Here is a 22792-nt window from a genome sequence, read left to right on the forward strand (position 1 = left end):
TAGCAGGAATCCATTCTTCCGTCATGCCTGAATGCAGTAATCAGGCATCTCAGTAGTGAAAAGAGGATACTGGGATTCCTGATAGAAGCATTCAGGAATGACGCTTATTTATTCGTCATTCCCGCACAGCCTCCTTCTGTCATTCCCGCAAAAACCCTTTCTGTTATGCCTGCACAAACTTCTTTCGTCATTCCTGCAAAAACCCCCTCCGTCATTCCCGCATGACACCCCCTCCGTCATTCCTGCACGTATTTAGCAGGAATCTCAGTAACTAAGGGAAAAGCAACCGAGATTCCGGCTTAAAGATTGCCGGAATGACCACTGATTAATACCTTCGAGGGCAGGCTCCCTGGTAAAAGTATCCAGGGGCAGGTTTTTCCGATAAATATATTCAGGACAGGTTGGAAAAGTTTGATTAAAGGTGTTGTTTCGGGGTTACTTTTTTCGGTGGAAACCTAATTGGAAGTCGTTTAAACTTCCCGGAAGATGCGAAGGCAAGTACTGCGATTTGGTAGAATAAAAAGGGTGCAGATGGACAACTTGGGGGGAAAGGGATGAAAACCCTGGAAGAAATAAAAACCCTGTTGATGAAACACAGGGAGGATTTAAAGACACGGTATGGTGTTCGAGAAATAGGTATTTTCGGTTCCTATGTACGGGGAAAGGCCGGGGAGGAAAGCGACCTTGATATTTTGGTTGACTTTGAAAACCCTTTGAGTTTGCTTCGTATTGTTGCCCTGGAACACGAACTTCAGGACCTTTTGGGGGTAAAGGTTGACCTTGTTCCGAAAAAGAATGTTCGCAAAGAATTGGAAAAGGAAATCCTTAACTACGTGGTTTTTTTATGAAAAGAAAAATAGTCTTCTTTTTGAGCGATATTCTTGAACATATGGAAAGAGCTGAAAAGTACTTGGCAGGATTTACCCTAGATGCTTTCTTAAACGACTCCAAAACCAGTGACGCGGTGTTACGGTGTATTGAGGTAATCGGTGAAGCGAGCAAGAACATTCCCCAGGAAGTACGGCAAAAGTACCCTTCCATTCCCTGGCGCGACATGGCTGGAATGAGGGATAAAATCATTCATGGATATTTTCAGGTAGACCTTGAAAGCGTCTGGTTAGTCGTGAGAGACGATATTCCAGTTTTAAAACCATTATTGCAAAAAGTTTTAGAAACAATAGAAAAAGAAGACACGAAGTAAAGGGAATGGAAATTGGGTTCAGGCTGTTTACAGGGATGGTCCTTGATTAATACCTTCGAGGGTGACGCCTTTTTGTTCGTCATTCCTGCAAAAACCCCCTCCGTCATTCCCGCATGAATCCCCCTCCGTCATTCCCGCAAAAACCCCCTCCGTCATTCCTGCATGACACCCCCTCCGTCATTCCTGCACGTATTTAGCGGGAATCTCAGTAACTAAGGGAAAAGCAACCGAGATTCCGGCTAAAAGATTGCCGGGGTGACGGATTAAAAAAGAACGTCATTCCTGCATGCTTTTAGCGGGAATCTCAGTAACAAAAAGTCACTGGGATTCCTGATAAAAGGGTTCAGGAATGACGTAGGGGAGAGACGTTTAGGAATGACGGTATAAATAGACCCCTGATAGAAGCGTTCGGGGGCAGGCTCCCTGATTAATAAATTCAGAGGCGAGCTGGAAGGGATATACCGCTGTTTATGTGAATCTGGATTAACTCTAAGAAAGAACCTTTTGGTGGGTTGAGGGTGTGGGAGGAGGGAACCTCCTCCCACATTTTATTCTTTCCAGAAATAGACTATGGCCATACCTTCAGGTGAGACTGGAGCACCTTTGGTGAGGGTGTATCCTGGTGAGAAGCTATAGAGTCCACTGATTACTGCCCGGGGGGTTTGGGTGATGATACTGTTTTTGGGTGTGGGGTCCATGACGCCACCTTCGCTGGTGTGTCCAGAGAAACCTACCACGTGACCCATTTCGTGGAGGTAGAGGCGGTATTCGGGTTCAAGGTAGTAGCCGTACCAGTTGCCGGCAGGGAGGATTCCAACTTTAGCTTTGTAAATGGTGTAGTTTGACCAGTAGACTACTGCATAACCCCAGGCACCGGAGTTGGCAATGCTGGAGTCGTAAACGATCTGGACCGGACTTTGAGGATTGCTGCTTACCCGAAAGACAGTTTTGCCTCCAATGATTCCGTTCCATTCGCTGAGGACCGGGGCAAGGTCGATGCCTGAGTCGGTGGTGGCGTTGTACACTTCCACTATTCCATCAGCCCAGCGGACTACTGTGTTTTTACCATAGCCGTAGGTGGTAAGGAGGCTGGTGAGGTCCGTTGGTGCTGGGGTGGGTGTAGGTGTGGGTGTGGGAGTTGGAACAGGAGTAGGTGTTGGGGCGGGGGTTGGTGTAGGTGTTGGCGTCGGGATTGGAGTGGAAGTCGGCATTGGAGCTGGAGTAGGTGTAGGTGTAGTGACCTTTTCCAGGTAAAAATTGAGAGTGGTATTTTTACTTTTGCGGATGGTGGCGATTTTGGTTTGGGCATTGTACCCGGTTAGGGTCACGGTAACGGTGACCTGTCCCACGGGGATTCCGGTGATGGTGTAACGACCCAGAGAATTAGTGATACCGGAACGATTGACTTCGACCACTTTGACCAGGGCGTTCGGTAAGCTTTTCCCAGTGGAGGCATCTTTTACGGTGCCAGATAAGGAACCGACGAGTACTCTGGCGGCTTCCTGGTTGCTTTCCACGGAAGGGACGGTTCCGATTTGGCAGCCGGCCAGAATCAATACCACGAAAATTAGAAAGAGACCAAGGTACGGGCGATGCTTTGCGAAAAAGCGGGTCTTCATGGTCCTTCTCCCCTTTTTGAGATTTGAAAGGGAAGAGAGGGTCAATAAAAAATGGGACTTGGTAACCCGGCCACCGTAGCTTTATGCTGTAGGTCCGTGGTTTTGCGTCCTTCCCTTTCGGGAAGTTTGCCCTTTCATTCCCTTTCTACTTTATATATCGGCGCAATGGAAAAATACTTTAGGGGTGGAAAATTTTTTTTTGAACTCGGGTGAAATTTTGGAAGGTAAGGCTTACCAAAAAGTGTGGTGTAGCTGACTGTAATCATCATTGATTTACCGGGTGAGGGTTTGGGTAAGGGAATTTACGCGCGGGTGGGGAGCGGGGAGATGGGGGTACTTTCGTTTTCGGTTAAAAGGTAGGATTTGCGCCAGGTGGAGGGGCTTAAACCGGTGATTTTACGGAAGACTTTGGAAAACTGCTGGGTACTGCCAAAGCCCAAACCCATGGCGACCTCTGTCACTGAGTGTTCATGGTGAAGGAGGAGACACTTACTGCGCTGGATTTTGAGAGTGGTGAGATACTGTTTGGGGCTGACGCCGACGTAGTGTTTGAAAAGTCGGCGGAAGTACTGGGGTGAAAGACCGTAAATTCTGGCGACTTCTTTAACGTGGGTGAGATTGTGGCTGTGTTCGTGCATGAAGCGGAGGGCGCTTTCGATGATCTGTTTTTGTTCGGGGGAAAGGGGGGATGAAGAGAAGGCAGTCTTACCCCGCAGGAGGAACACGATCATTTCTTCCACGATGGCCCGGCACTGGATTTCGGCGAAGGGAGGGTTGGAGGCGATTTCCCGTTGCAGTTTGTGGCAGAACTCAAGGAACACGCTCACCGAAAGCTGGGAAAGGGAAAAACGGCCAATAGGTGGGGTATTAACCAGGTGACGCAGAAAGTCATGATCGAAGGGGAGAAACTGAGCCACGACAAACTCGACCCCTTCAGGAGGTTCGGCGTAGAAATCGTGCAAGACACCGCTGGGGATGAACATCGCTTCATTTTTGTGGAAACGAAAATTTCTACCCCCGGCTTGGATGGTACAACCTCCAGATTTGACCAGACTCAGTTCGCACTGAGTATGACGATGAGGATGCATTTGCCACCCTGGGGGATAAGGAGGTTCGAGGATGACAGTGTACATGGAAACTCCGCGTTCAGTAGAGAAAGAAGACGACCTTTCTAAAGCACCCATAGCGATTTGACGACCTTCTTTTTGACCATAATTATACCATATGAACTGGTTCTTTTTTGACACCTAAAAGAGCGAAAAGTTATCGCCCGGAAAGGAAGAGCATACTATGATACTTTTTAAGGCGACTCAAGGAGCGCTTTTTGAGTTGGAAATTCTATTTGGAAGGGAGGAAAATGACATGAAAAGGTTCACTCTGGTATTGGTGGTGGTGTTGGCGGTGTTGATGCTGGGGAATGTCACGCTTTGGGCTAAAAAGCTAACCTATGGGTATGTGACACCTGGTCCTGATACCTGGTACCGTAAAGATGTGGAAGGATTCCAGTATGCGGCGAGTTTGGCTGGGGTGGATGTGGTGGTGCTGAATTCTGACTACGATACCGAAAAAGAAATCGCCAACATCCAGACCCTGATCAATATGGGAGTCGATGGGATGTGTATTTTTTCCTTCAATCCCAATGGGGCAACCATCGCAGCCCGGGAGTGCGAACGAGCAGGGATTCCGCTGGTGGTAACCGATAACGTGGGGCAGGTGTTGAAGTCTGGGCATGATGTGGTGGCCTGCATCGATTTTGATTGGAAAGCCATGGGTGAGAACGTGGCCAACTACATTGCTGAGAATTACCCCGGAGAAAAGATTGCCGTCATCATGGGTCTTTTTGAGCATGTACCGGTGCAAATTTTCCGCCAGTCCTTTGAACCTAAAGTAGCTGAATTGGGTAAAAATGAGATCGTGGCCGTCCGCGATGGAAAGTACACGCCCACTGTGGCTGTGGACCAGGCTCAGGACCTGATTGAGTCAGGATATGATTTCTCGATTCTGTTCATTTTTAACGAAGAAATGGCGGCGGCGGTCGTCCGGATGCTCAAAGCAAGGGGGCTTCTGAATAACCCCATCAAGGTCATTAGCACAAATGGGGCTCCGTATGGGATTGAGCTCATTAAGGAAGGAAGCATTAAATACTCGATTTCCACCTCGCCCGGTTGGGAGGGATTCATTTCCTTCCTGGCGCTCCATGCTTATACTCAGGGACGGATTACTGACACTAACCAACAGATTCTTTTACCCAACACTCCGATTACGCCAGAAACCATTGACGACAAGAAAAAGGTTATTCCCTGGGACGTTGACCCGGTATGGATTGAACTCACCAAGGAATATTTCCCGCAGTACGACGGTCTGTATTAGAGGAAACTGGAGAGGGTAGAAGTACTTCTACCCTCTCCGAAGTGAGGTTTTGGCGATGAGCGACGAAGATACCATTGTTTCCCTTAAAGACGTGACCAAAATTTATGGTCATCATAAGGCGTTGGATGGGGTTTCTTTTGACCTGCGCCGGGGAGAGGTGCATTGTTTGGTGGGTGAAAATGGGGCTGGAAAGTCGACCCTGATCAAAATCCTTTCTGGCGCTATCGCCCCAGACCGGGGAGAAATCTGCATTGCTGGGCAGTGTTTTCGTTTCCTTACTCCCCGACAGTCCATCGAGCTTGGGGTGTCCACGGTGTACCAGGATGCAGAACTAGTGGATTCCCTGACGGTAGCGGACAACATTTTTCTGGGTAACGAACAATCGGCGCGTCTTTCCTTTGTGGTGGATAAAAAGGTACAGCTGGAGAAGGCTCGAGAAATCATCGCCACCCTCCATTTACCCTTGGTACCATCGGCACCGGTCGAGGAACTGTCGGCTTCCCAGCGACAGATGCTGCAGATTACCAAAGCCCTTTATCGCGAAGCGCGCATTATCATCATGGATGAACCTACCAGTTCCTTGGGGTTAGAAGAAAAAGAAGCGCTGATACGGATTATCCGGACCCTGCGGGAGCGGGGCATTGGGATCATCTATATCTCCCACTATCTGGAAGAAATTTTCGAAATCGGGGATCGGGTGACCATCCTCAAAGATGGGTCAAGTATGGGAACCTACCGTATAGAGGAAGTAACCCTTGAAGAAGTGGTCCGCAAAATGGTGGGGCGGGACGCTTCGGCTTTCTTTCATCGTCGAAAGGTTCCGCTGGGCGAAGTGCAATTTGAAGTCCGGGACCTTACCAGAAGAGGGCTGGTAGAGAACGTCAGTTTCGGTGTCCGGGAGGGCGAAATCTTTGGCATTGGAGGTCTGGTTGGTTCGGGACGCAGTGAGCTCGTGAACCTCATTTTTGGGTCGATACCCCTTGAGCGTGGCGAGGTGAGGTTACGGGGTAAAAAATGTCTCATCCGTTCGCCGAAAGAGGCAATTCATCACGGCATTGCCCTCATCCCTGAGGAACGTCGGAAGCTGGCCATGCTTTTGGGAAGGAACCTGGTGGAAAATGCATCCCTGGTGCACAATGACCTCTTTCGGGGGATGGTGGTACGGCACCGGGAAGAGGTAGCGCTCACGAGAGGCATCATTCAGAAGCTGGCTGTGGCAACGCAGTCGGAGTCACAGCTTATTGAAGAACTCTCGGGTGGGAATCAACAGAAAATGGTTATCGGCCGTTGGCTTCCAGATCCCTATTCGGTGTACATCTTTGACGAACCCACCAAGGGTGTGGATATCGGTGCCAAGGAACGAATTTACGAATTGATGGTGGAACTGGCTGAACAAGGGAAAAGCATCATCATGATTTCTTCCAGCATGCCGGAACTCCTTTCAATGAGTGACCGTATTGGAGTGATGCGTGGTGGGCGCATGGTGGACATCGTGGAAAGCCGGAATGTGACCGAAGAAGACCTCATTCGGGCTTTCATCGGAGTATAGATGGATACGGAGTGTGAGGATTGATGGTGAACAATCGCGTACGGGAGCGTAGTGCCCTTCTTCGTAATCAGTGGTTTTTCCTTCTGGTGGTCGAAATCGGTCTGGCGGTGGTGACCGGAATTGTCAATCCACGATTTTTCACTACTAGTAACTTCATGAATATCTTAGAACAGGTGGCGGTTTTGGGGATTGTTTCTTCCGGTATGACCATGCTCATCATTTCTGGAGAAATTGATATCTCTGTGGGAGCCAACATCGGCCTTTCTTCCTGTGTGATGGCCATGCTGATGAAGGGAAGTAACACTACAGTTTTGCCCACCCTGGTGGGGGTGCTTTTGGCGATTGGAAATAGCCTTCTGGTGGGAGTCACGTCTCGAAGTTTTCGGGCTCCTTCTTTTATTACCTCATTGGCTTTTATTAGCGTCTTCCAGGGAATAGCCCTGGCTATCACCAAGGGGAGTTTTCAGACCATTTACGGTCAATTTGAAACCATCGGCATGACCAGAATTTTGCAGGTGCTTCCTTTGAGTTTTCTCATTAGTATCGGGGCATATTTGGTGGTTCATTTTCTTTTGACTGATACTAAACTCGGACGACGTATTTACTCAGTGGGGAGTAATCCTGCAGCGGCTTTCCTTTCGGGTATTTCGGTTTCCCAGACCAAACTCACCGCTTTTTTCCTCAACGGTCTTTTTGTGGGGATTGCCACCATGGTCCTTCTATCCCGCATTGGAGCAGCCCAACCATCCACAGGAAGCGGTATTGAACTGCGGGCTATTGGGGCAGTGGTCATTGGTGGAACACCCCTTTCTGGTGGTAAAGGTCGCATTATTGGCACCCTCTTCGGTGTTTTCCTTATGGGGATTATTTCTAACACCCTCAACATGCTTCGAGTGAATCCCTATTTTCAGGAAGTCACCTTTGGTTTGCTCATCATTGCTTCGCTGGCGGTGAGCGTGTTCAGTGCGTATCAGGGTAAAAAATAGGGAGGGATTACCATGAAAATCAGTTTCCATACCGATGCTTTCAATTCGGCAGTTTTTAGCTTTGAAAAGGCGCTCCAGTGGGCACAGAAAAACGGTGTCCATTATATCGAAGCCGGACTCATCGATGGCGTTTCCTGGATTCATGGTTTGGGGTATTTTCCCCATATTTCCCTTACGGAAGACCCGCTGTGGGTGCGGGAAATGATGGCGCGATACGGTGTCCGGTTTTCCCAGCTGGATGCGGCGTATCCTCTTTCCGGAAATGAGGGACTCTATTATGGTGTACCGTACGTCCTCAAATCCCTTTCCTGGGCGAAACTCGTTGACTGCCCTAATATTGCTACCACCGATGGCCTTAAAAAACCGGAAGGAATGAGTGAAACTGAAGCATTAGATCTGATGAAGCGGGCTTATGGAAGTATCATTGAAGCGGCTGAACGTTATCAAATCACCATCAATATCGAAGTCCATGGCTACTTTACTACCAACCCTGAGCTTTTAGAAACAATGCTCGATTTTGCCCAGAGTCCCTATTTTGGTCTCAATTTCGACACTGGTAACAGTTTCATCGCTGGGCAGGACCCAGTTCAATTTTGTCAGCGCTTTTTATCCCGCATCAAGCATGTCCATGTCAAGGATGTTTCCGAAAGTTTGGCGCAGGCTTTGCGCGGGAAAGATACTGGCATTGGCATTAGTCATGCTGCTATAGGAGAGGGAGTCAATGCCGAAAATATCCGCACCATTCTTACCATCCTGCGGGATGCCGGGTATCGTGGTTTCCTCAGTATCGAATGCGAAGGGCAGGGTGGACCACTCATCGAAAGGTCCCTGCGGTGGCTTCGTCAAACCCTTGCTGAACTCCATATTCCAGAAGAGCGATAGAAGCTACGTTCTTTTCAAATCATCTGGTAAAATAAGGGAAATTGAACGAGAAAGGGGATTTTCTATGACATGGCGTGAACGAATTGTCCTGCTCCTTTTTGGCCATGGCTGTATTGTTTTTGGGTGTGCTCTCATCAGCTGGGGAATGTATCTTCTTCCCGTATCGCAACCCCGTTTGGTCCATGTTTTCACTCGCCCACTTTTCTGGGGACTTTTTTCTCTCATGGGTGGAATTTGTGCCAACTACCATGGCTTTTGCCGCTGTGTTCAGGGAAGGTGGTAAAAAGGAGGATTGAGGGAATCATGAAACGTTATGGGATGGTGATCAGGGTCAAGCCGGAAAAGCTCGAGGAGTACAAACAACTTCATGCCAACCCCTGGGAAGGGGTGCTGAAAACCATAAAGGAATGCAACATCCAGAACTATTCGATTTTTTACCACGATGGGTATCTCTTTGGGTATTTCGAGTACACCGGGGATAACTACGAGGAAGATATGAAAAAAATGGCGGCCGACCCCATTACCCAGGAATGGTGGTCACTCTGTAAGCCCTGCCAGGAGCCCCTTTCATCGCGTAAAGAGGGTGAATGGTGGGCTGAAATGGAAGAGGTCTTCCACCTGGATTGAGCCAATCAGGGTATTTTCCTGAACGTGATAACTCTTTTTGCTTTGCTTAGGGATAGTTTTGGGAATCGCTTCACCTTTGAGGTGAAACCTGGTATAATTTTTTTAGTGGGCGAATAGCTCAGAGGGAGAGCACTTGCCTTACAAGCAAGGGGCCAGAGGTTCAAGTCCTCTTTCGCCCACCAGGATTGAAAAACCGCTTGGAAGCCCGCTTTACTTTGTGATTCCGTTGATTCATTGGTCCTGGTTTTGCCCGTCAAGATGACCATTCCCCAAATCATGGTTTTTGAGGCAAACGTGATACAATAAGGGAGAAAAAATCAGGAAAGGAGTCTACGATATGGTGGATCTGGAAAAGTTACGAGATGTTTCGCTGCAAAAAATTATGCAGATTGCTTTTCGGGAACATGTTTTGGTTCCAGCTTTCAACGTGGCGTATTTACCGATGGTGGAAGCCATGGTCGAAACCCTGGAGGAGTGTCAGACCTTTGCCTTGCTTGAAGTATCCCGTCCAGATATCATCCGTTTTGGGGCGGAGAGTTTTGCGGCGGTCAAACGGGAATATGACCGCTTTGGAAATCCGGTTTTGACCAGGTTACATCAGGACCACGTCCCGGTGATTGACGAAGAAGGTCAAAGGGTGGACTGGTCAGCGTTGATTGAGGAAGCCATGAATCTGGGATACCATTCGGTGATGATTGATGGTTCACGGTTGCCACTTGGGGAGAATATTGCCGTGACCAGGGAAGTTGTGGAGAGGTCAAGAGAGAAGGATATTTGTGTGGAAGCGGAGTTAGGAGCAGTTCTGGGGCATGAAGCGGGACCACTTCCACCGTATGAGGAACTGTTCCAAAGTGGAAAGGGGTTTACGGACCCGGAAGAAGCACGACGTTTTGTGACTGAAACCGGGGTGGACTGGTTATCGGTGGCGGTGGGGAATATCCATGGGGCCATCAGTGGGGTGGCTAAAGATGAGAAGAAGGTGGAAGCCCGGCTCAATATTGAGCACCTGGTGAAGATTCGAGATTTGACGAGTATCCCACTGGTTTTGCATGGAGGGTCGGGAATCAAAAAGGAGTACGTCTTGCAGGCAATTCAAAATGGAATTACCAAAATTAACGTGGGGACGGAAATCCGTCAGGCATATGAAAAAGGGTGGCGGAAATCGGGGAAGATTCAGGAAGGACAAAAAGCACTGAAGGAGAAAATGAGGGAGTTAATTGAAGAGTATTATGAAATAAAAGGTTCAGCCCTGCTTCTGGCAGAAAAACTATGAGGAGGTGGAGGAATGAAGTATCCGAATTTGTTCTCGTTGGGAAAGATTGGGAATCTGGAGCTATCCAATCGGGTGGTGATGCCCCCCATGGCGACCAATTTGGGGAGTGCATTTGGGGAAGTAACCCAGGAACTGATTGCCTATTACCGGCGACGCGCGAGGGGTGGGATAGGGCTCATTATCGTTGAAAATGCCCAGGTGGATATGTATCAGGGAAGAAGCCTCACCGCACAACTTGCTGTGGATAAGGATAAATTTTTAAGCGGGTTGCGGGACTTGCAGGAAGCCATTCATGCCGAGGGAGCCAAGGTGTTCTTGCAGATTCAACATGGGGGAAGACAGTGTACCCCTTCCACCACTGATGGATTACCGCCGGTAGCGCCTTCAGAAGTAGCCTGTAAGTTTTTGCAAATCACTCCCCGGATGCTCACCAGGGACGAGATTCAGGAACTGGTGGAAAAATTTGCTCAGGCGGCGCTGCGGGCGAAGATGGCTGGTTTTGATGGAGTGGAACTCCACGCTGCCCATGGGTACCTGATCAATGAATTCCTTTCGCCTTACACCAACAAACGTACCGATGAGTACGGGGGGAGTTTCGAGAACCGGATGCGTTTCCTTCTGGAAATTCTAGAACGCACCCGGACGCTGGTGGGCAGTGATTTTGTCGTGGGAGTGCGTCTTTCGGTGGATGAATTTGTTCCTGGAGGATTGAAGGTGCAGGAGACGCAGGAAATTGCCCGGATTTTGGTAGAAAAGGGAGTTGATTACCTGAGTGCCAGCTGTGGGATTTACGAATCGGTGAGTACCATTATCGAACCAATGAACTTTGAGGAAGGGTGGCGGGCATATCTGGCGGCTCGTTTAAAAGAAGTGGTTTCATGCCCGGTCATTGCGGTAGGGGTGATTCGCCATCCGGAAACGGCAGAGAAAATTCTTGCTGAGGGGAAAGCTGATTTTGTGGCTATCGGCCGGGGTCTCATTGCTGACCCGGACTGGGTGAAAAAGGTGAAAGAGGGTCGAGAGGAGGAAATCAATCACTGCATTAGCTGTAACGTGGGATGTATTGGGGAACTCTTTGCCAACGGAAAAGTCCACTGTGCGGTGAATCCCTGGGCAGGAAGAGAATTTGTGTTCTGCGAGAAGGAGAAAGCGGAAAGGCGAAAAAAAGTGGTGGTGGTTGGTGGGGGACCGGCAGGGATGGAGGCAGCGCTTTTGTGTGCCCAGAGGGGACACGAGGTGTATCTTTTAGAAAAGGAACAAGAACTCGGTGGACAATTGCTTTTAGCTTCAAAAGCACCCCATAAGGAAAAAATCCTCTGGTTCAGAGATTACTTGGTGGGAATGCTCCATCGCCATGGGGTGCAGGTGGAGATGGAGAAAGAAGCGTCGGTAGAAACAGTACTCTCCTATGGCCCCGATGCAGTGGTGGTGGCAACTGGTGGAGAACCGGTAATGCCACCGTTTTCTCTTGACCCCTCGGTGACGGCGACGGCCTGGGAGGTACTCTCGGGGAAAGTGGACATTCGGGAGAAAAAAGTGGTGGTGGTTGGTGGTGGGGTGGTGGGATGTGAGGCGAGTCTCTTCCTGGCAGAGCGCGATAACTGGGTAACGTTAGTGGAAATGTTACCTCAGGTAGCCTACGATGCAGAAATCATTACCCGGATTGAGCTTCTCAAAGAACTCAATCGGGAAAATATCACCATCATGACCCAGACCAGGTGTATGGACGTCCAGGCGGGAAAGGTAATTTATCTCTGTGATGCCGCTTCGTCCACCTCAGAACTTGCTGGAGATTACATCGTTTTTGCTTTAGGGACGCGACCCAAAAACGAACTCTACCATGCCCTGGCAGGAAAAGTGGAGGATTTATTCCTGATTGGAGATGCACGTTCGCCAAGGAAGATTTATCAGGCTGTTCTGGAAGCGATGACAGTAGCGGTGCAGGTATAGCGAGCTGGAGGGATGGTGTTTGAAGGGAAGGGTGCTTCTGGTCAATCCCTGGGTGTACGATTTTACCGCCTTTGACCTGTGGGCAAAACCCCTGGGGTTACTGTATCTTGGAGCCCACCTGAAACGTCGGGGGTGGCAGGTAACCCTGCTTGATTGTATGGACCGCCTTGACCCGGGGATGACCGAATCCAGGTCCGGGTCAAGGCGGCTGCGGGAATCAGGATGCGGAGGGTACGCTAAAGAAGTCGTAGTCAAACCACCCTTTTTTGAGGGTATTCCCCGATTTTTTAGCCGCTTTGGGTTGCCACTTCAATATGTACGGGAAAAACTAGCTTTTATGGAACCACCAGACCTTGTCCTTCTAACTTGCGGGATGACCTACTGGTATCCGGGGGCAGTTCTTATGGGAGAACTGGTCAAAACCGTGTTTCCCTCTACGCCAGTATGGTTGGGAGGGGTATACCCTACCCTCTGTCCGGAACATGCCCGGGGGTGGGGTTTTGACCGGGTGGTGACGACCGTAGATCCTCTTCAGGTTCTTCGGCAAATTGGTGACCTTCTGGGTGAGGACTTTGGGGTAGGAGGGTACGGTGATTTTTTCGCCGTCCATCCGGATTTTTCCCTCTATCCTCAACTTGCGTACCAGGTGGTCCTCACCTCGGTCGGGTGTCCATTTCACTGTTCCTATTGTGCGTCAAAAACCCTCTATCCCTCTTTTTTTCACCGGTCCTGGGAGGAGGTGTGGGGAGAAATCTGCTTTGGATTTGAAACCTTTGGAGTCCAGCATTTTGCCTTCTATGACGATGCGCTGCTTTTTCAAGCGGAAGGGACATTCCTCCCTTTACTGCGGGAGGTTTGTCAGAAGTGCCTGCCAATTTTTTTTCATCTTCCGAATGGAATTCATGCCCGATACGTGACGAAGGAACTGGCCCTGCTTATGTGCGAAGCAGGATTTCGAACCATCCGTCTGAGTTTAGAGACCGTATTTGAATCCTCTCAAAAGGAAACCGGAGGCAAAGTGAATCGGGAAGATTTTGAACGGGCAGTGACATATTTGCGGGAGGCGGGCTTCACCGAGAAAGAACTCGAGGTGTACCTGCTTTTCGGACGCCCGGGAAGCAGCGAGGAGGAAATCCGAGCTTCAGTTGAGTATGTGCGGAAAATGGGGCTTATCCCGCGGCTCGCCTTATACGCCCCAACACCGAGAACGGCCCTCTACCAGACGCTTCCTGAGTTTATCCGGAAAGAGCCACTCTGGCATAATAAAATTGCCTATCTCTATGCTATGGGGAATGCACCTCTGTATGAGGTGTTACAACAAAGGGGAGGTGAAATGGTTTGCAGATAACCTGGTTGGGACACTCCTTTTTTCTTTTGGTGAGTCTTTCGGGCATGCGAATGGCGTTTGACCCTTTTGGGGAAACGGTAGGGTACCCCCTGCAGGAAGTGACCGCCGACGTGGTATTTGTCAGTCATGACCATTTTGACCACAACAACATGAGCCTGGTTCGGGGATACGAGGAAGTGTTCCGGGAACCGGGTAGTTATGAGAGAAAAGGGGTTAAAATCACAGCCTTTCCCACCTACCATGATGAGGAAAAAGGGAAAAAGCGAGGGAGAAATTGTGTGTTCCGTGTGGAGGTGGATGGAATGGTGATCATCCACTGTGGGGATTTGGGAGCACTTCCCGAGCCGAAAGCCCTTGAAGCCTGGAAACCGGTGGATATTCTTCTGGTGCCGGTAGGTGGGGTCTATACCATTGATGCGGTAAAAGCGAAAGAACTGGTGAGAACCTTGAACCCCCGGATTGTGGTACCCATGCATTATAAGACGCGGTACCTTCAGTTTGAGCTTGGGAGTGTGGACTCATTTTTACAGGGTTTTGAGGTGGTGAAACGTATTAAGGGTTCAAGTTTTGAAATAGAAAAAGAAAAACTTCCTGCCACCACTGAAATATGGGTGTTAGAAATCTGAGGGTGTGCTATAATAGTCAGCTTGACCAGAAGGGGGGAGGGATTTCCCCTCTTTCTTTTTAATTTTGGCTGGGAGTGTGAAAATGGTCACGATTTCGGTATGCGTGGGTAGCTCCTGTCATTTGAAAGGAGCGTACGACATCATCAGAATTTGTGAAGAGATGATCGAGCGCCTGGGCCTCAAGGACAAAGTGGAGTTAAAGGGGACCTTTTGCCTGGGGCAGTGTACTGAAAATGGGGTTACCGTGGTAATCGAAGGAGAAACTCTGCACGGGGTTTCAGCGGAGAACTTTGAAAAGGTTTTTACGGAAAAAGTGCTGCGGCGATTTGCGGAGGAAAACCGTGGGAATCATTAGCACAGTTCGCACCAGCTGCCGGGATTGTTATAAATGTGTACGGCACTGCCCGGTGAAAGCCATTCGCATCAGTTTTGGCCACGCCGAGGTGGTGGATGAGCGCTGTATCCAGGACGGACGGTGTGTTTTGGTTTGTCCCCAGGGAGCTAAAAAGGTAGAAAACGATACCCAGAAAGTGAAAGCATTGCTGCAGAGTGGAGAGAGAGTGATTGCCAGCCTCGCTCCTTCTTTTGTGGCTGCTTTTACCGATATTCGACCAGGGCAGGTGGTGAGTGCCCTGAAAAAACTTGGATTTACCGGTGTACGGGAAACCGCCGAAGGGGCAGAGTGGGTGGCTGGGGAACATGCCCGGATTCTTAAAGAGGGACGGGTAAATCTCATTTCCAGTTCCTGTCCGGCCATCAATAATCTCATCTGCCGTTACTTTCCCGAGCAGATTGAGAATCTGGCTCCGGTGGTTTCACCAATGGTGGCCCATGCTCGCCTTCTCCGTAAGGAGAATCCGGAGAATCGGGTGGTTTTTATTGGTCCCTGCATTGCTAAAAAGGGAGAGATTGAAGAGGTGGAAGTTGCCGGGGAAGTGGAGGTGGCGCTCACCTTTGAGGAACTGAAGGAATGGTTTCAGGAGGCTAACCTTGATTTGTCCGTCCTCCCCGAAGAGGAATTTGATTCTTCGTCCGTGGAGTGGGGGAGATCCTTTCCGGTAGAAGGGGGGCTGTTGCGCAGCGCTTCGCTTAGCACTGATCTTCTTTCCAGTGACCTCATCGTCATCACCGGGGTGGAACGAGCTAAGCAGTTTCTGCGGGAATTACAAGAGGGGAAAGTTCATTTTCGGTTAATTGAGATGATGGCTTGTGAAGGTGGATGCATTGATGGGCCGGTTCTGCGTTCTTCCTTATCGTTCTATGAACGACGAAATCGGGTGATTGCCTATACCACTGGACACCATGGAAAGGTATTGGCCACACCGCAAACCGTCCTTGACCCTCCTTCTTTCGTCCGTAATTTTTTGCCTCAACCGGTGATGAATCCTCCGGTACCCGAAGAGGAAATGCGACGCATTCTCTCTCTGACCGGAAAGTTTTCCCCGCAGGATGAATTGAACTGTGGGGCCTGCGGATACGATACCTGCCGTGAGAAAGCGGCTGCGGTCTACTATGGAATGGCGGAAGCGGAAATGTGCATCCCTTTTATGCGCGCCAAGGCAGAGTCGTTCTCGAGTTTCCTCATTGCGGTGACTCCTAATGGCATTGTGCTCCTTGACGAAAATCTGCGTATTGTGGATATCAATCCTGCCTTGCGAAAGATGTTGGAACTAACCGGGAAGCTGGTCATTGGAAAGCGAATCGACGAATTTTTGGACCCCTCCCCGTTTGTGGAAGTGCTACGGACCAAAAAAGCAGTGGCAAAAGAATTTCACTACCCGCAGTACCATGACCTCTTTACCCAGGTTTCGGTGTTCTATCTCGAGAAACCGCAGCTCCTCATGGGGGTTTTTGTGGACCTCACCAAAGAGAAAGAGCGAGAGGAACTAATGGAACGAATGAGAGAAAAGACTCTGGAAAAGGCCCAGCAGGTAATTAATAACCAGATGCGGGTAGCACAGGAAATCGCTAGTCTTCTGGGGGAAACTACGGCTGAAACCAAGGTGCTTCTGGGTAAGCTCATGAAAATCCTGCGAGGAGAAGAGGTCACTGATGAATGAGCTTTTTGTGGAGTTTGCCTATGCTCAGCTTCCCAAGTGGGGTGAAGAACTGTGCGGTGACAGCGTGAGTTATGACCGTACCAGAAACTTCACCATCTTTTCCTGGTCGGATGGACTGGGAAGTGGAGTGAAGGCGAACATCCTTTCCACTTTAACCTCCCGCATCATTGTTTCCATGTTGAGAAAGAATTCGCCCCTGGAAGAGGTTATCGAAACTCTGGTGGAGACTCTTCCGGTGTGTAAGGTGCGCAAAATTGCCTACAGTACCTTTTCAGTGGTTCAGGTGGCTCCAGATGGGGAAGCGTACGTGGCAGAATTCGATAATCCACCTATTTTCTGGGTCCGCAATAACCGGGTGATGCACCTTGAACGGCACAAACACGAGGTGGGGAAAAAAGTGGTTCTGGACTTTACCATGCGTCTCCAAAAAAACGACTGGATTGTCGGTATTACCGATGGTGTGGTGCATGCCGGTATCGGTGGACTCTGGAATTTAGGATGGAGGTGGGAGAAAATCGCTTCCTTTCTGGAAAGCACGGTCAACGAGCACATGGATGCAAAGACCCTGGCCCAGAAAATCATTGACACCACCAGGAAGCTCTATCAGGACCGTATCGGTGATGACGCCACCTGTGTGGTGGCTAAAATCAGGTTACCGCGGCGCCTTTTGCTCTGGGCTGGCCCCCCTGAAGACCCGGCTCAGGACGAAACAATCGTCGAGCGGGTTATGACCTTCGCAGGAAAAAAGGTGGTAAGCGGGGGGACCACCGGGAATATTCTGGCTCGGGTGCTCAAGAAGGAAATCCGGGTGGATTTGAGTTCTTTAGTGCAGGATGTGCCACCGGTGGGAATGCTGGAGGGTGTGGACCTTCTGACTGAAGGGATTTTGACCCTGTCAGCGGTATTGAAGCGTTTGCGCAGCCTTCAGGGTGGGGAAGAAACCGTTCGGGGTCAAGATGGGGCCAGTCGGCTTCTTCGGCTTTTGCTTGAGGCTGATGAAATCGTGATTATCGGAGGAAGGGCGATTAACCCTGCGCATCAGAATCCGAAGCTTTCCGGCGAGTTATCCCTTAAAGCCCGGATTCTGGAGGAAATTAGCGAAGAGCTGCAGAAGAGAGGAAAGATGGTGACTCTGGAATATTATTAAGTCGGGGGTGAAACGATGGAAGAAGTGAGTCAGGAGGTCACATTAGGACGGAGCTTTGAGAAAGTCAATGCCATTCTCGAAAAGCATGCCCATAACCCTTCAAACCTGGTGGGTATCCTGCAGGAAGTTCAAGAAGAGTACCGCTACCTTCCGGAAGAAATTCTCACCTACATTGCCACAGCCCTGGGGGTTTCACCAGCGTATGTGTATGGGGTAGCGACCTTTTACGCCCAGTTTTCTCTGAAGCCCAAAGGGAAAAATATCGTCCGGGTTTGTGATGGAACGGCCTGCCACGTGAAAGGATCGTCGGCAGTCCTGAAATACGTTCGGGAATATCTGGGTCTGAGGGAAGGAGAAGAAACTACTCCGGACCTCCTTTTTACGGTGGAGACGGTGGCCTGCATTGGGGCCTGTGCGTTGGCTCCAGCTATGATGGTGAATGATGACGTCTATGGGCTCCTGGACGAAGAAAAGGTGAAAGAAATTCTGGAGCAATACGAAAAAGGGGGAGAGGGTACTGATGGTGTTTAAGGATCGGTTGGGCTTAGAAACGAGAGTCGCTGAGCTCAAGAAGAGCATGCCCAAAAAGAGGATTCTCGTCTGTGGTGGATTGGGATGTTTAGCTAAAGGAGCCCAGCAGGTTTTTGACCTTTTCGTGGAGCGATTAGAAACCGAGAGGCTTTCCTGGACGGTGGAGAAAATCGAAGAAGACCTCCATCGTCCAGTCAAAACGGGATGCATGGGTCTTTGCGAAGCTGGACCCTTGGTGATGATTGAACCCCAGGGGATTCTGTATCTGCGGGTGCAGCCTGAGGACGTGGAGGAAATCGTTGAAGAAACTCTGAAAAAGGGTATAGTTGTGGAACGGCTGGTCTACCAGGAAGAAAAAAATGGTCACAAAGAAAAGTGGCCTCTCATGAAAGATGTGCCCTTCTACCGCAAACAGGTGAAGATAGTGCTGCGAAATTGTGGAAGGATTAACCCGGAAAGTCTGGATGAGTACTTAAGCCGGGATGGGTATCTGGCTCTGGCTAAAGTGGTTACCGAAATGAGCCCTGATGAGGTGATCGGTGAAATCACCAAATCTGGTTTGCGTGGGCGTGGAGGCGGAGGGTTTCCCACCGGTCGGAAGTGGCAATTTGCCCGGGTGGTGAAGGCGGATAAGAAATACATGGTCTGTAATGGTGACGAGGGTGACCCTGGTGCCTTCATGGATCGGAGCGTCATGGAAGGTGACCCCCATTCGGTGGTGGAGGGCATGACCATTGCTGGATACGCCATTGGCGCCCAGGAAGGGTACATCTACGTGCGGGCGGAGTATCCCTTAGCAGTGCGACGCCTTAAGAAGGCCATCGAAGACGCGCGAGCCGCTGGTCTTTTGGGACAGAATATTCTGGGGACTTCGTTCTCTTTTGACATCGTCATTCGAGAAGGGGCTGGAGCCTTTGTCTGTGGCGAAGAAACGGCGCTCATTGCTTCCATTGAGGGGAAACGTGGGATGCCCAATCCCCGTCCGCCATATCCAGCCAATAAAGGTCTGTGGGGAAAACCCACGGTGATTAATAACGTTGAAACCCTGGCCAATGTGCCGGCCATTATCCTTCACGGTGCTGAGTGGTTCCGGTCTTTTGGAACCCTGACCAGTCCCGGGACCAAAACCTTTGCTCTGGCGGGGAAAATCAAAAATACTGGTCTTGTGGAAGTGCCCATGGGGATTACCATCAGGGAACTGGTCTTTGACATCGGTGGTGGCATTCAGAACGACCGGGCTTTCAAGGCCGTTCAGGTCGGTGGCCCTTCAGGAGGGTGTCTCACCGAAACACACCTGGATCTTCCCATTGATTACGACTCACTGTGTGGAGCGGGAGCCATCATGGGTTCGGGGGGGCTCATTGTCCTTGACGAAGATACCTGTATTGTGGAAGTAGCCCGCTTTTTCATGAATTTCACCCAGAATGAATCCTGCGGGAAATGTGTACCCTGCCGGGAAGGCACCAAACACATGCTCAACCTCCTGCAAAGGGTCGTGGATGGAAAAGCTTCCATGGAAGACGTGGAACTCCTGGAAAAGACTGCGGCAGTGGTGAAAGATGCTTCTCTCTGTGGGTTGGGAAAAACCGCACCGAATCCAGTTTTAACCACCTTACGCTATTTCCGGGATGAGTATGTGGACCATGTGTTACATCGGGTGTGCCCAGCCCATGTGTGCCAGGCCATGAAAGAGTACTTCATCGACCCTGAGAAGTGTCGTTCCTGCGGGAAGTGTGCCCGGGTGTGTCCAGTATCCTGCATTTCGGGACGTCCCAAAGTACCCTATGTCATCGACCAGAGCCAGTGCATCAAATGCGGATCCTGCTTTGAGGCCTGTCCTTTTGATGCCATTGTGATTAGCTGGAGGAGGAAGAACCATGAGTAATGGCGTAGAAAAGAAAGTGGTGGTTATCGACGGGCAGGAAATCGCCCTGAATGGTGAAAAGAATATTCTGGAAGTAGCCAAGAAAGCCAATATTGACATTCCCACCTTCTGTTACCATTCAGACTTAAGTGTTTATGGAGCCTGCCGAATGTGTCTGGTGGAAGTGGAAGGGAGGGGTCTCATGCCCTCCTGTTCCACCCCACCTGAGCCGGGTATGATTATCCATACCGCTACTGCCAGAGTCCTGGAAGCGCGCAAGACGATTCTGGAACTGTATCTGGCCAATCACGACCGGGACTGCACGGTGTGTGAACGCAATCTCAACTGCCGCCTCCAGGAAATGTCGGCCCGGATGGGAATCAAAGAGGTGCGTTTCGGCGAGCGAAAAGAGAAACTTCCCAAAGATGCTTCCACTTTTGCTTTAGTGCGTGATCCCAACCGGTGTATCCTCTGCGGGGACTGTGTGCGAGCCTGCCGGGAAATAGAAGGAATTGGAATCTATGATTTTACCCTCCGTGGTTCAAAAGCCCAGGTCGAACCGGCTTTCGGAAAGAAGCTCAGCGAAGTGGAGTGTGTGTACTGCGGCCAGTGTGCCATCCGTTGCCCAACTGCGGCGCTGGTGGTTAAATCCGAAGTGGATAAAGCCTGGGAAGCGGTTTTAGACGGGGAAAAATTTGTGGTGGCTCAGATTGCACCCGCGGTGCGTGTAGCGATTGGTGAAGCTTTTGGGCTTCCGCCGGGAGAAATCACCACCGGGAAGATTGTGGCTGCACTCAAGAAAATCGGCTTTGACCGGGTATATGACACTTCCTTCAGTGCTGACCTCACCGTCCTTGAAGAAGCTGAGGAGTTTTTTAAACGTTTGCAAAAGGGGGAGCGATTGCCCCAGTTTACCTCTTGCTGTCCATCCTGGGTGGTCTATGCCGAGCGTAATTACCCATTCTATTTAGAACACCTCTCTTCGGCTCGTTCACCACAGCAGATGTTCGGTTCGGTGATTAAAAACTTTATCACCCGTTTGGAAAATGTTCCCAGGGAGCGGATTGTTTCGGTTTCCATCATGCCCTGTGTAGCCAAGAAATTCGAAGCCCGGCGTTCAGAATACGTTCATGGGGAAATTCCCGATGTAGATATCGTTCTCTCTGCCCAGGAAACCATCCGGATGATTAAATCGGCAAATATCGACTTTAAAGAGCTGGACCCGGTCCCCTTTGATGTTCCTTTGAGTGCTGGAAGCGGAGCAGGAGTCCTTTTTGGGGTTACCGGAGGGGTTACCGAAGCGGTTCTGCGATATGCGTATGAACGCCTTACCGGGAAAGAACTCAAAGAGGTGGAATTCAAGGGGGTTCGCGGTTTAGAAAGCGTCCGCGAAGCTGAAGTCGACTTTGACGGCCGCATGGTGCGGGTGGCCATTGTTCATGGTCTGGCCCGGGCGCAGCAACTCATCCGGGAAGTCCAGGAAGGGAAACGGTACTATGATTTCATCGAAGTCATGAACTGTCCCGGTGGCTGTATCGGTGGCGGGGGAATGCCCTTAGGGTACCCCGATTACCTTGCGGTGCTTCGAAAAAGGGCTGAGGGTCTCTATAACGCCGACCGCCTGAGTCCGGTGCGTAAAGCCCAGGATAACCCGGCCATCAAGTTTCTGTACGAACAGTGGTTGAAACATCCCGGGAGTGAAACCGCTGAGGAATATCTTCACACGCGTTACCGTTCTCGGCGACGCATCAGTGACGAAGTCATCCGCATTCAGGAAGCTAAAAGTGCAAAAAAGGTGGATGTGGCGGTTTGTGTGGGGACCAGTTGCTACCTCAAAGGTTCCTATAATCTCCTTCAGGGTCTCCTCAGACTCATTAAGGAGTACAAGCTGGAAGATAAAGTCAGTGTTGGCGCCACCTTCTGCCTGGAGCGGTGTTCACAGGGACCAAATATCCGGGTCAACGATGAAATCATTTCCGGGGTGAACGAGGAAAACCTGGAGCGGATTTTTGAGCAAGAGGTTCTCAATAAGGTCAAAGAATAAATCGCTGAGGGAAGAGGAAAGATTTCCTCTTCCCCCTGGTAGATAAACCATGGGTCAGTGTGACGAATACTTTATGGAAGTTGCCCTGGATGAGGCGCAAAAAGCCTTTTTCGAAGACGAAGTTCCGGTAGGTGCTTGTGTGGTCTTCGAGGGAGAGGTGATTGCGCGGGCTCATAATCACCGGGAAAGGACCCAGAATCCTTTACTGCACGCTGAAATTAAGGTGATTGAGCAAGCTTCACAGCGACTCAAAAGCTGGCGGTTGAGTGCGTGTACCCTCTATGTGACTCTGGAACCCTGTCTCATGTGTGCTGGGGCCATTATCCAGGCCAGGATACGGAGACTCGTCTTTGGAGCCTGTGACCCTAAAAGTGGTGTGATTGAGAGCGTGTTACGGGTTTTTGACCTGCCCTGGAATCACAGAGTTGAAGTACGGGGTGGAATTTTGCAGGAAAGGTGTAGCCAAATTCTGAGAGAATATTTTAAAATAAAACGTGGAGAGGTGGCCGAGCTGGACGAAGGCGCTCGACTCGAAATCGAGTAGGCAAGTGAGAGCTTGCCTCGTGGGTTCGAATCCCACCCTCTCCGCCAGCTATTTCAGTTGTGCCCTCCATGTATACGTTTACCCGGAAGTCTGAGTTGAGCAAATAGCTGAATGGGTATTTGAAGATATCCCCGAGGCGGGAAAGACCTGTTTTCAGACCTGGGGGTGTTT

General features: G+C 50.2%; 21 protein-coding genes, 2 tRNA genes and 1 riboswitch. Of the genes, 21 read left to right on the plus strand and 2 right to left on the minus strand.

The annotated features are described in order from the left end of the window. Positions 1-554: 554 nt before the first annotated feature. Positions 555-848 (plus strand): nucleotidyltransferase family protein, encoded by a 294-nt coding sequence (locus tag ABDK92_03325; GenBank protein MEN3185654.1) that lies wholly within the window; start codon positions 555-557, stop codon positions 846-848. Further along, positions 845-1201, plus strand: coding sequence for a DUF86 domain-containing protein (locus ABDK92_03330; protein MEN3185655.1), 357 nt, complete (start codon positions 845-847; stop codon positions 1199-1201). The genes ABDK92_03325 and ABDK92_03330 overlap by 4 nt, the downstream gene beginning before the upstream one ends. Positions 1202-1749: 548 nt before the next feature. On the opposite strand, the gene ABDK92_03335 is transcribed toward ABDK92_03330, so the two are convergent. After that, a complete protein-coding gene (locus tag ABDK92_03335; GenBank protein MEN3185656.1) occupies positions 1750-2820 on the minus strand; it encodes a carboxypeptidase regulatory-like domain-containing protein in 1071 nt (356 codons plus the stop codon). A 57-nt stretch (positions 2821-2877) separates the two neighbouring features. Continuing rightward, positions 2878-2961: riboswitch (cyclic di-GMP riboswitch) on the minus strand. Positions 2962-3122: 161 nt separating this feature from the next. Next, on the minus strand, positions 3123-3953 hold the full coding sequence (locus tag ABDK92_03340; GenBank protein MEN3185657.1) for an AraC family transcriptional regulator: 831 nt from the start codon (positions 3951-3953) through the stop codon (positions 3123-3125). A 229-nt stretch (positions 3954-4182) separates the two neighbouring features. On the opposite strand from ABDK92_03340, the gene ABDK92_03345 reads away from it, so the two are divergent. From ABDK92_03345 to ABDK92_03435, 19 genes are all read left to right on the plus strand, one after another. After that, entirely contained in the window at positions 4183-5190 is a 1008-nt protein-coding gene (locus tag ABDK92_03345) for a sugar ABC transporter substrate-binding protein (GenBank protein ID MEN3185658.1), read from the plus strand. Between the two features lie 55 nt (positions 5191-5245). Continuing rightward, positions 5246-6739 carry a sugar ABC transporter ATP-binding protein gene (locus ABDK92_03350; protein ID MEN3185659.1) on the plus strand — a complete coding sequence of 498 codons (1494 nt, stop codon included), beginning with the start codon at positions 5246-5248 and terminating at the stop codon, positions 6737-6739. A 23-nt stretch (positions 6740-6762) separates the two neighbouring features. Further along, positions 6763-7725, plus strand: a complete 963-nt coding sequence (locus tag ABDK92_03355; GenBank protein MEN3185660.1) for an ABC transporter permease — start codon at positions 6763-6765, stop codon at positions 7723-7725. Positions 7726-7737: 12 nt separating this feature from the next. Beyond that, the gene (locus ABDK92_03360; GenBank protein MEN3185661.1) at positions 7738-8607 is read left to right on the plus strand and encodes a sugar phosphate isomerase/epimerase; all 870 of its coding nucleotides are present in this window, start codon (positions 7738-7740) and stop codon (positions 8605-8607) included. A 64-nt stretch (positions 8608-8671) separates the two neighbouring features. Continuing rightward, the gene (locus ABDK92_03365) at positions 8672-8890 is read left to right on the plus strand and encodes a hypothetical protein (protein ID MEN3185662.1); all 219 of its coding nucleotides are present in this window, start codon (positions 8672-8674) and stop codon (positions 8888-8890) included. A gap of 20 nt (positions 8891-8910) precedes the next feature. Then, positions 8911-9234, plus strand: coding sequence for an L-rhamnose mutarotase (locus ABDK92_03370; protein ID MEN3185663.1), 324 nt, complete (start codon positions 8911-8913; stop codon positions 9232-9234). Positions 9235-9341: 107 nt separating this feature from the next. Then, a tRNA-Val gene (locus tag ABDK92_03375) sits at positions 9342-9416 on the plus strand. 155 nt (positions 9417-9571) lie between these two features. Next, on the plus strand, positions 9572-10507 hold the full coding sequence (locus ABDK92_03380; GenBank protein MEN3185664.1) for a class II fructose-bisphosphate aldolase: 936 nt from the start codon (positions 9572-9574) through the stop codon (positions 10505-10507). A 12-nt stretch (positions 10508-10519) separates the two neighbouring features. Beyond that, positions 10520-12457 (plus strand): FAD-dependent oxidoreductase, encoded by a 1938-nt coding sequence (locus tag ABDK92_03385; protein MEN3185665.1) that lies wholly within the window; start codon positions 10520-10522, stop codon positions 12455-12457. Between the two features lie 19 nt (positions 12458-12476). Further along, complete coding sequence (locus ABDK92_03390) at positions 12477-13805, plus strand: B12-binding domain-containing radical SAM protein (GenBank protein ID MEN3185666.1); 1329 nt, start codon at positions 12477-12479, stop codon at positions 13803-13805. Next, the gene (locus ABDK92_03395; protein MEN3185667.1) at positions 13796-14431 is read left to right on the plus strand and encodes an MBL fold metallo-hydrolase; all 636 of its coding nucleotides are present in this window, start codon (positions 13796-13798) and stop codon (positions 14429-14431) included. Before ABDK92_03390 ends, ABDK92_03395 begins: the two co-directional genes overlap by 10 nt. Before the next feature lie 82 nt (positions 14432-14513). Continuing rightward, positions 14514-14786 carry an NAD(P)H-dependent oxidoreductase subunit E gene (locus ABDK92_03400; protein ID MEN3185668.1) on the plus strand — a complete coding sequence of 91 codons (273 nt, stop codon included), beginning with the start codon at positions 14514-14516 and terminating at the stop codon, positions 14784-14786. Then, positions 14773-16491 carry a [Fe-Fe] hydrogenase large subunit C-terminal domain-containing protein gene (locus tag ABDK92_03405; GenBank protein ID MEN3185669.1) on the plus strand — a complete coding sequence of 573 codons (1719 nt, stop codon included), beginning with the start codon at positions 14773-14775 and terminating at the stop codon, positions 16489-16491. The genes ABDK92_03400 and ABDK92_03405 overlap by 14 nt, the downstream gene beginning before the upstream one ends. Next, a complete protein-coding gene (locus tag ABDK92_03410) occupies positions 16484-17638 on the plus strand; it encodes a SpoIIE family protein phosphatase (GenBank protein MEN3185670.1) in 1155 nt (384 codons plus the stop codon). The genes ABDK92_03405 and ABDK92_03410 overlap by 8 nt, the downstream gene beginning before the upstream one ends. Before the next feature lie 15 nt (positions 17639-17653). Then, positions 17654-18169: an NADH-quinone oxidoreductase subunit NuoE gene (nuoE, locus tag ABDK92_03415; protein ID MEN3185671.1), complete on the plus strand. Its 516-nt coding sequence runs from the start codon at positions 17654-17656 to the stop codon at positions 18167-18169. Beyond that, positions 18159-20054, plus strand: a complete 1896-nt coding sequence (gene nuoF, locus ABDK92_03420; GenBank protein ID MEN3185672.1) for an NADH-quinone oxidoreductase subunit NuoF — start codon at positions 18159-18161, stop codon at positions 20052-20054. Before nuoE ends, nuoF begins: the two co-directional genes overlap by 11 nt. Then, the gene (locus ABDK92_03425; protein MEN3185673.1) at positions 20047-22077 is read left to right on the plus strand and encodes a [FeFe] hydrogenase, group A; all 2031 of its coding nucleotides are present in this window, start codon (positions 20047-20049) and stop codon (positions 22075-22077) included. The genes nuoF and ABDK92_03425 overlap by 8 nt, the downstream gene beginning before the upstream one ends. A gap of 49 nt (positions 22078-22126) precedes the next feature. Then, positions 22127-22621 (plus strand): tRNA adenosine(34) deaminase TadA, encoded by a 495-nt coding sequence (gene tadA, locus ABDK92_03430; protein ID MEN3185674.1) that lies wholly within the window; start codon positions 22127-22129, stop codon positions 22619-22621. Further along, positions 22574-22668: transfer RNA gene (locus ABDK92_03435), tRNA-Ser, on the plus strand. The genes tadA and ABDK92_03435 overlap by 48 nt, the downstream gene beginning before the upstream one ends. The last annotated feature ends 124 nt before the right edge of the window (positions 22669-22792 follow it).

It is taken from the genome of Atribacterota bacterium, assembly GCA_039638595.1.
Classification (GTDB): Bacteria; Atribacterota; Atribacteria; order Atribacterales; family Caldatribacteriaceae; genus Profundicultor; species Profundicultor thermophilus.